Source organism: Streptomyces sp. NPDC002054, from assembly GCF_040296685.1.
Taxonomy (GTDB): Bacteria; Actinomycetota; Actinomycetes; order Streptomycetales; family Streptomycetaceae; genus Streptomyces.
Genome location: NZ_JBEOXT010000001.1, coordinates 73,547 through 88,893 on the forward strand (window position 1 = coordinate 73,547; position 15,347 = coordinate 88,893).

Annotated in this window: 15 protein-coding genes and 1 pseudogene; 10 read left to right on the forward strand and 6 right to left on the reverse strand. The window is 71.8% G+C overall.

The genetic code is table 11. From position 1 onward, the window contains the following. The first annotated feature begins 5 nt into the window (after window positions 1–5). The 3 genes and pseudogenes from ABT123_RS00345 to ABT123_RS00355 all read left to right on the forward strand — a co-directional run. Window positions 6–767, forward strand: a complete 762-nt coding sequence (locus ABT123_RS00345; RefSeq protein WP_351307418.1) for an SDR family NAD(P)-dependent oxidoreductase — start codon at window positions 6–8, stop codon at window positions 765–767. Then, the gene (locus tag ABT123_RS00350) at window positions 764–1,825 is read left to right on the forward strand and encodes a threonine aldolase family protein (protein WP_351308175.1); all 1,062 of its coding nucleotides are present in this window, start codon (window positions 764–766) and stop codon (window positions 1,823–1,825) included. The genes ABT123_RS00345 and ABT123_RS00350 overlap by 4 nt, the downstream gene beginning before the upstream one ends. 88 nt (window positions 1,826–1,913) lie before the next feature. Further along, a pseudogene (locus ABT123_RS00355) lies at window positions 1,914–2,246 on the forward strand (transglutaminase domain-containing protein); the annotation flags it as partial. Here the strand turns inward: ABT123_RS00355 and ABT123_RS00360 are convergent. Then, on the reverse strand, window positions 2,182–3,453 hold the full coding sequence (locus tag ABT123_RS00360; RefSeq protein ID WP_351307424.1) for an MFS transporter: 1,272 nt from the start codon (window positions 3,451–3,453) through the stop codon (window positions 2,182–2,184). The pseudogene ABT123_RS00355 and the gene ABT123_RS00360 overlap by 65 nt on opposite strands. A gap of 137 nt (window positions 3,454–3,590) precedes the next feature. Here ABT123_RS00360 and ABT123_RS00365 point away from each other — a divergent pair, with 137 nt between their 5' ends. After that, on the forward strand, window positions 3,591–4,790 hold the full coding sequence (locus tag ABT123_RS00365) for an alginate lyase family protein (protein ID WP_351307427.1): 1,200 nt from the start codon (window positions 3,591–3,593) through the stop codon (window positions 4,788–4,790). An 8-nt stretch (window positions 4,791–4,798) separates the two neighbouring features. On the opposite strand, the gene ABT123_RS00370 is transcribed toward ABT123_RS00365, so the two are convergent. After that, complete coding sequence (locus tag ABT123_RS00370) at window positions 4,799–5,527, reverse strand: lysophospholipid acyltransferase family protein (RefSeq protein WP_351307430.1); 729 nt, start codon at window positions 5,525–5,527, stop codon at window positions 4,799–4,801. A gap of 220 nt (window positions 5,528–5,747) precedes the next feature. On the opposite strand from ABT123_RS00370, the gene ABT123_RS00375 reads away from it, so the two are divergent. From ABT123_RS00375 to ABT123_RS00395, 5 genes are all read left to right on the forward strand, one after another. Further along, window positions 5,748–6,074 (forward strand): TlpA family protein disulfide reductase, encoded by a 327-nt coding sequence (locus ABT123_RS00375; RefSeq protein WP_351307433.1) that lies wholly within the window; start codon window positions 5,748–5,750, stop codon window positions 6,072–6,074. Between the two features lie 134 nt (window positions 6,075–6,208). Then, window positions 6,209–6,733 (forward strand): flavin reductase family protein, encoded by a 525-nt coding sequence (locus tag ABT123_RS00380; protein ID WP_351307435.1) that lies wholly within the window; start codon window positions 6,209–6,211, stop codon window positions 6,731–6,733. Between the two features lie 180 nt (window positions 6,734–6,913). After that, window positions 6,914–7,699, forward strand: a complete 786-nt coding sequence (locus ABT123_RS00385) for an electron transfer flavoprotein subunit beta/FixA family protein (protein ID WP_351307438.1) — start codon at window positions 6,914–6,916, stop codon at window positions 7,697–7,699. Window positions 7,700–7,759: 60 nt separating this feature from the next. Then, on the forward strand, window positions 7,760–8,722 hold the full coding sequence (locus ABT123_RS00390) for an electron transfer flavoprotein subunit alpha/FixB family protein (RefSeq protein WP_351307441.1): 963 nt from the start codon (window positions 7,760–7,762) through the stop codon (window positions 8,720–8,722). 176 nt (window positions 8,723–8,898) lie between these two features. After that, window positions 8,899–10,197 carry a DUF6986 family protein gene (locus ABT123_RS00395; RefSeq protein WP_351307444.1) on the forward strand — a complete coding sequence of 433 codons (1,299 nt, stop codon included), beginning with the start codon at window positions 8,899–8,901 and terminating at the stop codon, window positions 10,195–10,197. Between the two features lie 24 nt (window positions 10,198–10,221). Here ABT123_RS00395 and ABT123_RS00400 read toward each other — a convergent pair whose 3' ends face one another. Both ABT123_RS00400 and ABT123_RS00405 read right to left on the reverse strand, forming a co-directional pair. Beyond that, a complete protein-coding gene (locus ABT123_RS00400) occupies window positions 10,222–10,677 on the reverse strand; it encodes a hypothetical protein (protein WP_351307447.1) in 456 nt (151 codons plus the stop codon). Between the two features lie 207 nt (window positions 10,678–10,884). Next, window positions 10,885–11,871 (reverse strand): LacI family DNA-binding transcriptional regulator, encoded by a 987-nt coding sequence (locus ABT123_RS00405; RefSeq protein WP_351308178.1) that lies wholly within the window; start codon window positions 11,869–11,871, stop codon window positions 10,885–10,887. Window positions 11,872–12,077: 206 nt separating this feature from the next. On the opposite strand from ABT123_RS00405, the gene ABT123_RS00410 reads away from it, so the two are divergent. Next, window positions 12,078–13,091, forward strand: coding sequence for an NUDIX hydrolase (locus ABT123_RS00410; RefSeq protein ID WP_351307450.1), 1,014 nt, complete (start codon window positions 12,078–12,080; stop codon window positions 13,089–13,091). A gap of 63 nt (window positions 13,092–13,154) precedes the next feature. Here ABT123_RS00410 and ABT123_RS00415 read toward each other — a convergent pair whose 3' ends face one another. Together ABT123_RS00415 and ABT123_RS00420 are read right to left on the reverse strand one after the other, a co-directional pair. Then, entirely contained in the window at window positions 13,155–13,847 is a 693-nt protein-coding gene (locus tag ABT123_RS00415) for an MBL fold metallo-hydrolase (RefSeq protein ID WP_351307453.1), read from the reverse strand. Between the two features lie 123 nt (window positions 13,848–13,970). Further along, the gene (locus tag ABT123_RS00420) at window positions 13,971–15,335 is read right to left on the reverse strand and encodes a dipeptidase (RefSeq protein ID WP_351307456.1); all 1,365 of its coding nucleotides are present in this window, start codon (window positions 15,333–15,335) and stop codon (window positions 13,971–13,973) included. Window positions 15,336–15,347: the final 12 nt, after the last annotated feature.

Genomic DNA, 15,347 nt, shown 5'->3' on the forward strand with positions numbered 1-15,347 from the left:
ACAGCATGAACGGCTCCGGCAACGGGAACGGGAAGCTCAGCGGCGCAGTGGTGGCGGTGGCCGGGGCCGGCGGGCCCGCGGGCCGCGCCGCCCTGATCCGGCTCGCCGAGGCGGGCGCCGTGGTCGTCGCGTCCGACGCGGACCCGGCCCGCCTGGCCGAGGCCGTGGACGCGGCCCGCTACGCCCACGGTGGCGCCACCGTCACCGGGGACACCGTGGACCTCCTCGACCTCGAGGCGACCAAGGAATGGGCGGCCCGTACCGAGAAGGAATTCGGGCGGATCGACGGCCTGGTCCACCTGGTCGGCGGCTGGCGGGGCAGCAACTCCTTCACCGAGACCGACCTCGGGGACTGGGACTTCCTGGAGAAGCTGCTGATCCGCACCGTCCAGCACACCTCGATCGCCTTCCACGACGGCCTGCTCCGCAGCGACCGTGGCCGCTACGTCCTGGTCAGCCAGTCCGGCGCGCACAAGCCGGTGGCGAACAATGCGGCGTACAACGCGGGCAAGGCGGCGGCCGAGGCGTGGACCCTGGCCATGGCGGACTCCTTCCGCAAGGCCGGGGGCGAGGACGGCCCGCGCGCCGCTGCTGCGATCCTGGTCATCAAGGCACTCGTGCACGACGCCATGCGCGCCGAGCGTCCGAATGCGAAGTTCGCGGGTTTCACCGACGTCAAGGAACTGGCCGAGGCCATTGCCGGCGTCTGGGAGCGGCCCGCCCCGGAAGTGAACGGACAGCGTCTGTGGCTCACCCCGCAACCCTGAAAACCGATGCCCGCCGGCACCACGACCCGGCGGTGCGCGGTTTCGCGAGCGACAACTACGCGGGAGTCCACCCCGAGGTCCTGGCGGCCATCGCCCTCGCCAACGACGGCCACCAGGTCGCCTACGGCGAGGACGAGTACACCGAGCACCTGCAGAAGATCATCCGCAGCCACTTCGGCCCGTACGCGGAGGCCTTCCCGGTCTTCAACGGCACCGGCGCGAACGTCACCGCCCTGCAGGCGATGACCGACCGCTGGGGTGCGGTGATCTGTGCCAAGACCGCCCACATCAACGTGGACGAGGGCGGCGCGCCCGAGCGGATGGCCGGCATCAAGCTGCTGGCCGTCCCCACCCCGGACGGCAAGCTCACCCCCGAGCTGATCGACCAGGAGGCCTGGGGCTTCGAGGACGAGCACCGGGCCATGCCGCAGGTCGTGTCGATCACCCAGAACACCGAACTGGGCACGGTCTACACCCCGGAGGAGATCCGGGCGATCTGCGAGCACGCGCACGCGCTGGGCATGAAGGTGCACCTCGACGGTGCCCGGATAGCCAACGCCGCGGCCTCCCTGGACGTGCCGATGCGCGCGTTCACCAACGCCGTGGGCGTCGACGTGCTGTCGTACGGCGGCACCAAGAACGGCATGATGTTCGGCGAGGCCGTGGTCGTGCTCAACCCGGACGCGGTCCGGCAGATGAAGCACATCCGCAAGATGTCGATGCAGCTGGCGTCCAAGATGCGCTTCGTCTCGGTGCAGCTGGAGGCGCTGCTCGCCAAGGACCTGTGGCTGCGCAACGCCCGGCACGCCAACGAGATGGCGCAGCGGCTGGCGGCCGGGGTGCGCGCGGTGGACGGGGTGGAGATCCTCTACCCGGTCCAGGCGAACGCGGTGTTCGCCAAGCTGCCGCACGAGGTGTCCCGGCGGCTGCAGCAGCGCTACCGCTTCTACTTCTGGGACGAGGCGGCGGGGCACGTCCGCTGGATGTGCGGCTTCGACACCCAGATCGAGGACGTGGACGGCTTCCTCCAGGCGCTGAAGGAAGAAATGGCTCGCTGAGCCATCGAAAAAGTTGTGCATAGGTATGCTCCTGGATCGTGGAACTGATCCAGGAGCATTCCCATGTGTCCGCCTACCTGGCAGCGGACGTGTGGCCTTCGAGTTCGTCCGCGACACCGTCCCGCACTCCGCCGATTCCGGGGACCTGAGGGTCAGCTGGCGCGGCTCCGAGGTCCTGGCCACCCGCAACGGCATCTGCCACGCCAAGGCCCATGCGCTCGCCGCCCTGCTGCGGGCCAAGCCCGGCGTGGACGCCCGGTTCGCCCTCGACCGGGAACAACTCGCCTTCCCGGTACGCCCGGAGCTCGGCGAGATCGACTACCCGGAGCTGTACGCGGCCCCGCACCCGGCCGTGCTCAGGGCGCTCCGGGAATCCGCCGACCGGCCGCAGCTGTGGCGGAACCTTCCGACGGGGCTGTAGCGGCACCCGAGGCGCGGATCGCCCCGGGCCGCACCGACACGTGCAGGACCGCGGCGGCCAGCTGGAGCGCGGCGACAACGAGCAGCAGCACCTGGGGCGGCGCTCCGGCGGCGAGCCCCGCCAGGGCCGCGCCGGCCGAGGCCGCGGTCACCTTCAGTCCCGCGCCGAGGGTGAACACCTGGGTCCGCACCGCCTCGGGGGCGTACGCGGCCCGGATCCGCAGCGTGGCCGTCAGCAGCGGCCCGTCGCACACCCCGGCCACGGCGAATGCCGCAGCGGCCACCGGCAGCGAGGGCGCGAACGCCGCCCCGGCCAGCGCGACCCCGGTTCCCGCCAGGGCCCAGCGGGCCAGCAGCCCGGGGGAGAAGGGAGCCCGGGCCGCGCTCAGCCGCGCGACGCCGAGCGAGCCGGTGAGGGCGCCGAGGGCGAAGGCCGTCATCAGGACCCCGCCGGCGCCGGGGCTGCCCAGCGCCGTCGCGAACAGCACCGATGTGGTGGTCAGTGCCCCGATCCCGACGAAGGCGAGGGTGGTCGCACCGGTGATCGCCCGCAGCTCCGGGACCCGCCACAGGGCCACCAGCCCGGCCCCGAGCCCGGGACCGCGTGGAGCCCGTTCGGGCATCGCGTACCGCAGGGTGGTGGCGCATACGGCGGCCAGCGCGCCCGCGCCCGCCAGCAGGCCCATCGCCGGCCCCGCCGAACCGGTGGCCGCGACCAGGCTCACCACCGCCGGGGCGGTCACCGCGGCTGCGTTGTAGGTGGAGGCGTCCCAGGCGTAGGCGCGGTCCCGCCCGGGTCCGGCCGGGACCAGCCCGGCCACCAGGCTGGACAGGCCACCGGTCACCATCGGGCCGCAGCACCCGCCGGCCACCGCCACGGCCAGCACCACCGGGGTGGGGGCCCGGCCCAGCAGGACGGCCAGCGTCGCCACCGCGGTGGTGAACCCGGCCAGCGCGCCGACGTAGAACAGCCGTGGCCGCCGCACCCGGGCCGCCGCCGCGCCCGCCAGCGGGGCGGCCAGGACGTGCGGTGCCAGCCAGGCGGTCAGCACGAAGGCGCCGTGCGCCGCGTCGCCCGTGCGCTCCAGGGCAAGCAGCACCAAGGCGATGCCGACCCCCTCCGAGGCGAACCGCGCGGCCAGGGCGGCTGCCAGATAGCGTCCGAATCCGGCGTCGGCGTCCCCGCCGCGTATGGATAACGTCTTCATGACGAACGACGTTACGGATCCGCAGGCCCCCCGGGAGTGCCGCTGATAGGAAACTTTCTTGTCGGATAACGTTGTCAGCTTGGCATGAGCATGAGTATCTTCGGGCCGCCGGAACCCCTCCTACCGGAAGGCCCCCCATGCGTTTCGGACTCCCGGCCGGGCTCGCCGCCCTGGCCCTCGGATTAGCGGCGACCCTGGTCCCCGCACCCACCCTCGCGGCCCCCACCGCCGCAGCCCCCGCCGCCCCCGCGCAGTTCACCCACCCCGGCGTTCTCAGCAGCCGGGCCCAACTGGACTTCGTACGCGGCAAGGTGCAGGCCGGGGAGCAGCCCTGGAAGGGCGCGTTCGACCAGATGCTCGGCAGTGAGTACGCCTCGCTCTCCCGTACGCCCAAACCGCGGGCGGTCGTCGAGTGCGGCTCCAGTTCCAATCCCAACCACGGCTGTACCGACGAGCGCCAGGACGCCGTCGCCGCCTACACCCAGGCCCTCGCCTGGTACATCACCCGCGACGCCAAGTACGCCAAGAAGTCCATCCAGCTGATGGACGCCTGGTCGGCGGTCATCAAGGACCACACCAACAGCAACGCCCCGCTGCAGAGCGGCTGGTCCGGCTCCACCTGGCCGCGCGCCGCCGAGCTCATCAGGCACACCTACACCGGCGGCTGGCCAAACCAGGCCCGCTTCGCCACGATGCTGCGGAACGTCTACCTCCCCGAGGTGATCAACGGGGCGCCGGGCAAGAACGGCAACTGGGAACTGATCATGATGGACGCGGCCGTCGGCATCTCCGTCCACCTCGACGACAAGGTGAGCTACGACAAGGCCATGGGCATCTACCTCGGCCGGCTCCCCGCCTACCTGCACCTGAAGACCGACGGTGCCCAGCCGAAGTACCCGCCGCGCTCCTCGATCGACACCAGGAGCGAGCTGATCACGTACTGGCACGGCCAGGACACCTTCGTCGACGGTCTCGCCCAGGAGACCTGCCGGGACTTCGGCCACACCGGATGGGGCATCGCTGCCGCCCTGCACGTTGCCGAGACCTCACGCATCCAGGGCCGCGACCTCTACCCCGAGCTCAAGGACCGGTTCCGGCACGCCCTCGGCTTCCACGCCCGCTACGCGCTCGGCGAGGCCGTGCCGTCCTGGCTGTGCGGCGGCACGGTCACCCGGAGCCTCGGCCCGACCACCGAGGTCGGCTACAACGCCCTCGGCAACCGGCTCGGCATCCCCATGGAGAAGACCCGGCAGCTCACCGAGAGCCGCCGCCCGGCCGGCGCCGACAACTACTTCGTGGCCTGGGAGACCCTCACCCACGCCAAGAACCCGCACTAGGGGCGGAGTCAGGACGCGCCCGCCTCCTTGACCTGCTGGGGGGTGGGCGCGGTGCCGCCCAGGTGGGCCGGCAGCCACCAGGAGTCCTCGGGGCCCTTGGGGCGGGCCGGGTAGGCGCGCTGGGCCGCGTCCAGCAGCTCCTGCACCCGCTCGCGCAGCCGCCGGGTGATGGCCCCGGCGTACTGGTCGGCCGGCGCCTCGATGGGCTCGCCGACCCGCAGCGTCACCGGGATGTGGCTGCGCTTGAGGTCCTTGGGCCGGCCCTTGGTCCACAGCCGCTGGGTGCCCCAGAGCGCCACCGGAATCAGCGGAACGCCCGCCTCCTGCGCCATCCGCGCCGCACCCGACTTGAAGCTCTTCAGGGTGAAGGACTGCGAGATCGTCGCCTCCGGGAACACCCCGATGATCTCCCCGCTGCGCAGGGCGGTGAGCGCCTGCTGGTAAGCGGCCTCGCCCTGCGAGCGGTCCACCGGGATGTGCTTCATCGCGCGCATCAGCGGACCGGACACCTTGTGCCGGAACACCGATTCCTTCGCCATGAAGCGGACCAGCCGCTTCGACGGCCGCGCCGTCAGCCCCGCGAAGATGAAGTCGAGGTAGCCGATGTGGTTGGAGACCAGGACCGCCCCGCCCTTGCGCGGGATGTTCTCCGTGCCCTTCATGTCGATCCGGACGTCCAGCGCCCTGAAGAGGGTGTGCGCGGCGCCGACAATCGGCGGGTAGACGAGTTCAGCCATCGTGGGGACATCCCGCTTTCTGCCTGGGGAGGTGGGAGGTGCTCCCAACAAGTTACGCAGACGTAGGTTACGTGCATGGGGATCGTGCCCCATACACGTCCGCCTGGCCAGTCCAGGCGTCGGTACCAGGGGAGATTCTTGTCACGCCGGGAATGCGGCGCGTGTCGGGAGCGCTCGGATCACCGTACGAGCAGACCGGCGGCAAAGAAGGGTGGCGGACGTGCGGACGCAGCGGGACGAACGGCGGCTGGGGGCCGGCGAGCTCGGCGCGGACCCGGGGGAGCGGGCCACCCTGGTCCAGTTCTCCAGCGCCTTCTGCCGGCCCTGTGTGGCCACCCGGCGGATCCTCGCCGAGGTCGCGGCCATGGTCGACGGCGTCGCCCACATCGAGATCGACGCCGAGGAGCGGCTCGCCCTCACCCGCGACCTCGGGATCGAGCAGACCCCCACCGTGCTGGTGCTCGACGCGGCCGGCCGGATCGTCCGCCGGGCCGTGGGCATGCCCCGCAAGGCCGATGTGATCGCCGCGCTCGGCGCCGCCGTGTGAATTCCGATGCGCGACCGCCGGTGCACGCGCCCGCGCCCCTAGTGACACGCCTGACATCTGCCAAGAGCCGCTTGACGACGCGTGTCGGTGATCGCCAGGCTGGCGGGACGCGGTACGAACAGAAGGAATTTCAGATGACGGCGCCGTCCGTGCTCGCCACCACCCAGCAGGGCTCGCCCGAGCTGCTCCGCTCGGTCTTCCGGCAGCATGCCGCCGGCGTTGCGGTGATCACGGCCGTCGATGCGGCCGGCCGGCCCGTCGGCTTCACCGCGACCTCCCTCAACTCGGTCTCGGCCGACCCTCCGCTGTTGTCCTTCTCCGTCGGCACCGGCTCCTCCAGCTGGCCCGCCCTGTCCGGGTCCGAGCACCTCGGCGTCCACATACTGGGTGAGCACCAGCGCGACCTGGCGCAGCTGTTCGCCCGTAGCGGAGCGGACCGGTTCGGTCCGGAGACCGCATGGCGGGCCGGACCGCACGGAGTGCCGCTGCTGGACGGGGTGTTGGCCTGGCTGGTGTGCCGGGTGGTGGCCCGGGTTCCGGCGGCGGAGCACCGGGTGGTCATCGCAGAGGCGGTTGCGGGCGATCCGCTGGGGGAAGGCCGAGGTCAGGGACGTCCGCTGCTCTACCACCAGGGTCGCTTCAACGCTCTGCGCGACTGAATCGTCCCGTTGCCCAGGTCACAGTCGATCGAGCTTGCAACCTGGCGAAACGCACGATGTACTGACGAGTAACATTTCGGTCGGAGCGTGGACCGCCCCGACCGGGAGACGGCCGACAAGGCGCCTATGCTGCCCCCACAAGGCAGCAGCCAGAAAAGACGATGCAGTAGGAGAGCCGGCGTGAGCTTGAGGATCGTTGTCTGTGTGAAGTACGTGCCCGACGCCACCGGCGACCGGCACTTCGCCGATGACCTGACCGTGGAACGCGACGACGTCGACGGCCTGCTGTCGGAGCTCGACGAGTACGCCGTCGAGCAGGCGCTGCAGATCGCGGAAGAGGCCGACGACGCGGAGATCACCGTGCTGACGGTCGGTCCCGAGGACGCCAAGGACGCCCTGCGCAAGGCGCTGTCCATGGGCGCCGACAAGGCCATCCACGTCGAGGACGACGACCTGCACGGCACCGACGTCATGGGCACCTCGCTGGTGCTGGCCAAGGCCATCGAGAAGGCCGGCTACGACCTGGTCATCACCGGCATGGCCTCGACCGACGGCACCATGGGTGTCCTCCCGGCGATCCTGGCCGAGCGCCTGGGCGTCCCGCAGGTCACGCTGCTCTCCGAGGTCAAGGTCGAGGACGGCACCGTCACCGGCCGCCGTGACGGCGACTCCGCGAGCGAGCAGCTCGAGGCGTCCCTGCCGGCGCTGGTCTCCGTGACGGACCAGTCGGGCGAGGCCCGCTACCCGTCCTTCAAGGGCATCATGGCCGCGAAGAAGAAGCCGGTCGAGTCCTGGGACCTCGAGGAGCTGGAGATCGAGGCGGACGAGGTCGGCCTCGAGGGCGCCTGGACCGCGGTGGACTCCGCGGCGCAGCGTCCGGCCCGCACCGCCGGCACGATCGTCAAGGACGAGGGCGAGGGCGGCAAGCAGCTGGCCGAGTTCCTGGCCGGCCAGAAGTTCATCTAAGAGCTTCGGCCATCACCACCACCGCCCCCTCATACTTCGCAATCGCAGGAGAGCAGTCCAATGGCTGAAGTTCTCGTCTACGTCGACCACGTGGACGGCGCCGTCCGCAAGCCCACCCTCGAGCTGCTGACGCTCGCCCGCCGCATCGGCGAGCCCGTCGCCGTCGCCCTGGGCGCCGGTGCCGAGGCCACTGCGGCGACCCTCGCCGAGCACGGCGCGGTCAAGGTCCTCACCGCCGACGCGCCTGAGTTCGCCGAGTACCTCGTCGTCCCGAAGGTGGACGCGCTCCAGGCCGCGTACAACGCCGTTTCCCCGGCCGCCGTGCTCATCCCGTCCTCCGCCGAGGGCAAGGAGATCGCCGCCCGCCTGGCCGTCCGCATCGGCTCCGGCATCATCACCGACGCCATCGACCTGGAGGCGGGTGACGAGGGCCCGGTCGCGACCCAGTCCGCCTTCGCCGCGTCGTTCACCACCAAGTCCCGTGTCTCCAAGGGCACCCCGGTCATCACCGTCAAGCCGAACTCGGCTCCGGTGGAGGCCGCCCCGGCCGCCGGCGCCGTCGAGGCGCTCGCCGTCACCTTCGGCGCCCTGGCCACCGGCACCAAGGTCGTCGCCCGCACCCCGCGCGAGTCGACCGGCCGCCCCGAGCTGACCGAGGCCGCGATCGTGGTCTCCGGCGGCCGTGGCGTCAACGGTGCCGAGAACTTCCACATCATCGAGGAGCTCGCGGACTCCCTCGGTGCCGCCGTCGGCGCTTCCCGCGCCGCCGTCGACGCCGGCTGGTACCCGCACTCCAACCAGGTCGGCCAGACCGGCAAGTCGGTCTCCCCGCAGCTGTACATCGCCTCCGGCATCTCCGGCGCGATCCAGCACCGGGCCGGCATGCAGACCTCGAAGACCATCGTGGCCATCAACAAGGACGCCGAGGCCCCGATCTTCGACCTGGTCGACTACGGCGTGGTCGGCGACCTCTTCGCGGTCGTCCCGCAGCTGACCGAGGAGATCAAGGCGCGCAAGGGCTGAGCACCTGCTCAGCTGATCGTCTGACCTGCGCAGATCGTGAGCCCCGGGGCCGCGTGGTGACACTCACCACGCGGCCCCGGGTCGTTTCCTGCAAGCATTGACTGAGCGGAATGCCCTGACTAAATTCTGCTATGCGGATCAATGCTTCCGTGAAGCGGAAAAGAGGAGAGTGCACGATGGGTCAGCAGGAGAAGGTGGCGACGAGCCTCGCAGGAGCGGTCAGCGAGGGCATCAGCGCTTCCCTCGCCCCGGTGGACGCGGAACTCGCGCGCCGGTACCCGGGCGACCCCGGCACCCGTCAGCCGATCCACACGGTCTACGTCCCGGGTGACGTCTTCGCCGCGGACACCATCCGCAGCTGGGGCGACCAGGCCCTGGCCGCCCTGGACGAGCACGCCCCCGACGCCGGAACCTTCGGCAAGGTGCTCGGCATCGACGACGCGCTCGCCGCGACCGTCTACGAGCGCGTCCGCGCCAAGCTCGCCAACGAGCCCATCGAGGACCTGCGCATCGACTTCGAGGACGGCTTCGGCGTCCGCTCCGACGAGGAGGAGGACCAGGCCGCGGCCCGCGCCGCCCGCCTCGTCTCGGAGGCCTACTCCAACGGCACCAACGCGCCGTACATGGGCATCCGCATGAAGTGCATGGAGTCCAACGTCCGCGACCGCGGCCTGCGCACCACCGACGTCTTCCTCTCCGGCCTGCTCGCCCACGGCGGCCTCCCGGAGAACCTGGTCCTGACCCTCCCCAAGGTGACCTACGCCGAGCAGGTCTCCGCCTTCGTCAAGCTGCTGGAGGCCTTCGAGACCGCCCGCGGCCTGCGCCCGGGCCGGATCGGCTTCGAGATCCAGATCGAGACCAGCCAGTCCATCCTCGCCTCCGACGGCACCGCGACGGTGGCCCGGATGATCGACGCCGCCAAGGGCCGGGCCACCGGCCTGCACTACGGCACCTTCGACTACAGCGCCTGCGTCGGAGTCTCCGCCGCCTACCAGTCCAGCGACCACCCGGCCGCCGACCACGCCAAGGCGATCATGCAGGTCGCCGCCGCAGGCACCGGCGTACGGGTCTCCGACGGCTCGACCAACGTCCTGCCGATCGGCACCACCGAGCATGTCCACGAGGCCTGGAGGCTGCACTACGGCCTGACCCGCCGCGCCCTGGCCCGCGCCTACTACCAGGGCTGGGACATGCACCCGGGCCACCTGCCGACCCGCTACGCGGCCGTCTTCACCTTCTACCGCGAGGGCCTGGAGGCCGCCGCCGCGCGCCTGAAGGCGTATGTGGCCAAGATCGAGGGCGATGTCATGGACGAGCCGGCCACCGCGAAGGCGCTGGCCGGCTACCTGGTCCGCGGCCTGGACTGCGGCGCGGTCGGCTCCGACGAGGTCACGGCCCTGACCGGGCTGTCCCGCGCGGAACTGGACGCGTTCGCGATCCCGCGCCGCTCGGCGACCCTGACGGCGACCGCGTGAGGCGCGGCCGGCCCGGCGTTCGGGTCAGCGGGCGTTGACGTAGAGCATGGGCGACCAGGTGGTGCAGTTGGTGTTGTTGCACGCCCGGACCTGGAAGTTGTAGTCATTGCCGGGCGCGTTGAGGGTCCACTTCATCCGCTCGCCGGCCTTCAGTCGCTGCGACGTCCAGGCGTTCCTGTCCGAATTCCAGTTGAGCAGGTAGTGCGTGGTGTTCGTGGTGTATCCGCCGTAGTACACCGTGATGGTGTTGCCGCACGACTCGTAGCGCCCGCCGATGTAGGGGCTGTTGCTGTATTCGTACTTGGGCGGCGTGCCCCCGATGTTGTTCCCGCTCTTCTGCGGCGGGAAGCCGTTGCGGTTGTAGCACTGGGCGGCGGGGGCCGCTGCCTCCGCGGCGGCGGGCACCACGACGGCACCGGTCGTGAGGAGCACGGCGGACGAGACCGTCGCGGCCGCACGACGCAAGTTGAGCATGCTCATGGTTCACTCCGTCCTCGGATGAGGAACTTCTGCCGGTTCGCCGCCGGGTGTGACTCAGCTCCACCCATGTGCACGGCCGTGGCGGGCATGTGACGCCCCGCATGCCAGAGAGGTTCGGGCCGTGGGCCCGGCGGGACACCCGCTTCCCCTCTTCAGGCTAGTCCCGGCGGCTCGATCCGGCCTGCCGAAGCCGGTCAGCGAACCCGGTCAGTCGGCCGGGCGGATCTCGCCCGAGCCGCGGGGGATCAGCCGCGTGGGGAGCTCGATGCGCTCCGGGGGTAGCTGTACGCCCTCCAGGCGCGTGAAGAGGCGGTCCGTGGCCACCCGGCCCAGGGCCGCCGCGTCCTGGGCGACCACGGTGACTCCCGGGCGCAGCAGGTCGGCGAGTTCGAAGTCGTCGAAGCCGACCAGGGCGACCGGGCGGCCGGCGCCGGCCAGCACCCGTACCACCGTCACTGTCACCCGGTTGTTGCCCGCGAACACCGCGGTCACCGGGTCGGGCCCGGCCAGCATGGCCTCGGCCGCCGCCGCGACCCGTTCGGCGGCGGTGGAGCCGAGTGCGACCCAGGCCTCGTCCACCGGCAGGCCGGCCCCGGCCATGGCCGCGCGGTAGCCGCGCAGCCGCTCGGTGGCGGTGTGGATGCGGGGGTGGTCGCCGATGAAGCCGATCCGGCGGTGGCCGTGGGCGATCAGGTGGGCCACCCCGTCGCGGGCGCCGCCGAAGCTGTCCGAGAGCACCACGTCGGCGTCGATCCGGCCGGCCGGGCGGTCCACGAACACGGTGGCCACCCCGGCCCGGATCTCCGGCTCCAGATAGCGGTGGTCCTCGCCGGCCGGGATCACGATCAGGCCGTCCACCCGGCGCGCACACAGCGCCAGTGCCAACTCCCGTTCCCGGTCCGGGTCCTCGGCGCTCGAGCCGTTGATCAGGAGGGCGCCGTGGGCCCGGGCGACCTCCTCCACGGCCCGGTTCAGCGGGCCGTAGAAGGGGTCCGCGAGGTCCTCCAGGACCAGGCCGACGGTGGCGGTGCGCCCCTTGCGCAGCACGCGCGCGCTGTCGTTGCGGCGGAACCCCAGTGCGTCGATGGCCTCTTGGACGCGCCGCTCGGTGTCCGGGGTCACCCCCGGCTCGCCGTTCACCACCCGGGACACCGTCTTCAGGCCCACCCCGGCGCGGGCCGCCACGTCCTTCATCGTCGGCCGGTTGCCGTAGCGGGGCTCGGACGGGCGGCGGGAGTGCGGCACGGTACGTGAACCTCCGGGAAGGGCGGGGAGAGGGGCGGGGACGGGCGGGGCCGGCGAGGGCCCCTGACCTTGAGGATAAGCACTCCGCCGGTCATCGGGTTTCCGTGGCAGGGTGTTCCGGGCAAGCCACTGGGGGCATCGGAAGAGGGGTAATCGTGATTGTCTGGATCAACGGCGCCTTCGGCGCCGGGAAGACCAGCACGGCTCGCGAACTGACCGGGCTCGTCCCGGACAGCGTCCTGTACGACCCCGCGCTGATCGGCGACGCGCTGCGCGCGCTGCTGCCGCGCAAACGGCTCGACGAGGTGACGGACTATCAGGAGCTGCCCAGCTGGCGGCGGCTCGTGGTGGAGACGGCGGCGGCGGTGTTCGCGGAGGTCGGCGGGGTGCTGGTGGTTCCGATGACCCTGCTGCGGCAGGAGTACCGGGACGAGATCTTCGGTGCGCTGGCGGCTCGGCGGATACCGGTCCGGCATGTGCTGCTCGCCCCTGCGGAAACGATCCTGCGCGAGCGGATCGCCCGCCGCGAGGAGGCCGGGCAGAGCGACCGGCCCGGCGGCCACCTCGCGCCCTACCGGGAAGCCCTGGGCTGGCTCACGGCCGACGCGTACGTGGTCGACAACGGCGGCCTCACCCCTGGGCAGACAGCCCGGCGGATCGCCGAGGCGATCCGCACGGACACCGCCGCGGTCTGCGAGATCGTGCAGACCCCGGAGCCCACGCGCGAGACGGTGGCGGCCGGGGTGTTGTTCTTCGACGCGCAGGACCGGGTGCTGCTGGTCGATCCCACGTACAAGCCGGACTGGGAGTTCCCCGGCGGCATCGTCGAGGCGGGCGAGGCCCCCGCCCGGGCCGGGGTCCGCGAGGTCGCGGAGGAGCTGGGTCTCGTACTCGACCGGGCACCGGGACTGCTGGTGATCGACTGGGAGCCGCCCTGCCGTCCCGCGTACGGCGGTCTGCGCCTCCTCTTCGACGGCGGCCTGCTGCCGGCGGAGGCGGCGGCGCAGCTCCGGCTGCCGGGACCGGAGCTGCGCGAGTGGCGCTTCGTGACGGAACAGGAGGCGGCCGGGCTCCTGCCGCCGCAGCGCTTCGCCCGACTCCGCTGGGCCCTCCGGGCCCGCGAGCAGGGCACCGTCCTCAATCTGGAGGCCGGCACCCCGGTTCCCTGACCCGGGGAGCCCTGCCGGCCCGGGTCGGGGACCCGGGCCGGCGGCCCGCCCTCCGGCCGGCCGTCAGACCGTGGCCTCGGAGGCCGCCTTCAGCATGGCGGCGGTCTCCGAGGTCAGCGGGTCGCCATGGCCGAAGCAGGCCACCGAGGGGGCCAGCGCGGCCAGCCGGCGGAAGGTGTCCATGGCCCGGGCGCGGTCCACGTTGAAGACGCCCAGCATCACCTGGCCCACCCCCGCCACACAGTCGCCGGTGAAGAGCACCCCGTGGGCCGGCAGGTGGACGGCGATGCTGCCGTCCGTGTGGCCGGGCGCGTGGACCACGAACGCGCCGTCCCCGAAGGGGAGTTCCTCGCCGTCCTCCAGCTCGCGGTCCACTCGGGTCGGCGGGGCCTCCGGGACGGTCATGCCGTGCGCGTACAGCGGGATCTCCCAGTCCAGCAGGACCGGTTCGGGGACCGGGGCCTCGCCCCGGATGACGGGCGCTTCCAGCCGGTGCGCCAGCACCTCCGCGTTCCAGCGGGCCGCGAGTTCGCCCGCCGCGCCGATGTGGTCGCGGTGGCAGTGGGTCAGCACGATCCGCTCCAGCCGCTCGGGCCGCAGGCCGAGGGAACGTATCGCGTCCTCGATGGCGGCGGCCGACTCGACGTTGCCGGAGTCGATCAGGGTCAGCGCCTCCCCGTCCTGCCAGAGATAGGCCTGGCCGATCGGGAAACGGAGCATGTGGAGCCGGTCCGGGAGTACTTCAACAAGATCCATACCGGGCAACGTACGCACCGTCTCCCGCCCGCACCACACGACTTCGCCGGGAGCGGAGTACGCCCAGAGCGCAGTGCGCCCTGGGCGTACGAAAGCGGCCGGCGCGCGGCTACCGGCGCGCTGCTACCGACGCGTGGATTCCGCGTAGTTGACCAGGAACAGGGCCTCCGCCACCGACAGCCGCTCCAGCTCCTCCGGCGACACGCTCTCGTTCACCGCGTGGATCTGCGCCTCCGGCTCGCTCAGCCCGATCAGCAGCATCTCCGCCTGCGGGTAGAGCGAGGTCAGCGTGTTGCACAGCGGAATCGATCCGCCCATCCCGCTGATCTGCATCTCCTGTCCCGGGTACGCGGCTTCCAGTGCGGCCCGCATCGACGCGTACGCCGGGCTGTCGGTGTCCGCCTGGAACGGCTGCCCCTGGCCGACCACTTCCAGCTCCAGCCGCGCCTTCCACGGGGTGTACGCCACCAGGTGCGCCTCGAGCAGCTTGATGGCCGCCGCGGTGTCCACGCCCGGCGGCACCCGCAGGCTGATCAGCGCGCCCGCGCTCGCGTGCACCGACGGCGTGGCGCCGACCACCGGCGGGCAGTCGATGCCCAGGACGGTGACCGCGGGTCGGGCCCACAGCCGGTCCGCGATCGAGCCCGAGCCGATCAGCTCGACCCCGTCCAGCACCTTCGCGTCGGCCCGGAAGTCACCCTCCGGGTACTGCAGTCCCTCCCAGACCGCGTCCGCGGCGAGCCCGTCCACGGTGGTCGAACCGTCCGCCGCGCGCAGCGAGTCCAGCACCCGGATCAGCGCGGCCAGCGCGTCCGGGGCGGCCCCGCCGAACATGCCGGAGTGCAGGTTCCCGCCCAGGGTGTCGATCTTCACCCGCAGCATGCACATACCGCGCAGGGTCGCGGTGACCGTGGGCAGGCCGAGGCGGAAGTTGCCGGCGTCGCCGATGACGATGGTGTCGGCCGTCAGGAGCTCCGGGTGCGCCAGCGCGTAACTCTGGAGGCCGCCGGTGCCCTGCTCCTCCGAACCCTCGACGATCACCTTGACGTTCACCGGCACCCCGCCGTTGGCCTTCAGGGCACGGAGCGCCAGCAGGTGCATGATGAACCCGCCCTTGCAGTCCGCGGCGCCGCGGCCGTACCAGCGGCCGTCCCGCTCGGTCAGCTCGAAGGCCGGGGAGATCCAGGCGGCATCGTCCAGCGGCGGCTGCACGTCGTAGTGCGCGTACAGCAGCACAGTCGGCGCGCCGGCCGGTCCGGGCAGGAAGCCGTACACGGACTGGGTGTCGTCGGGGGTGTCCAGCAGGGCCACGTCCTGGAAGCCCTCGGCGCGCAGCGCGTCCGCCACCCAGTTCGCCGCGCCCTCGCTCTCGCTCTTCGGGAACTGCGCCCAGTCCGCCACCGACTGGAACGCCACCAGCTCCGTCAGCTCCGACTTGGCGCGGGGCATCAGCGAGGCGATGGTCTCGGCGATCGGGTTGGGCGACATGGGCACGCTCCT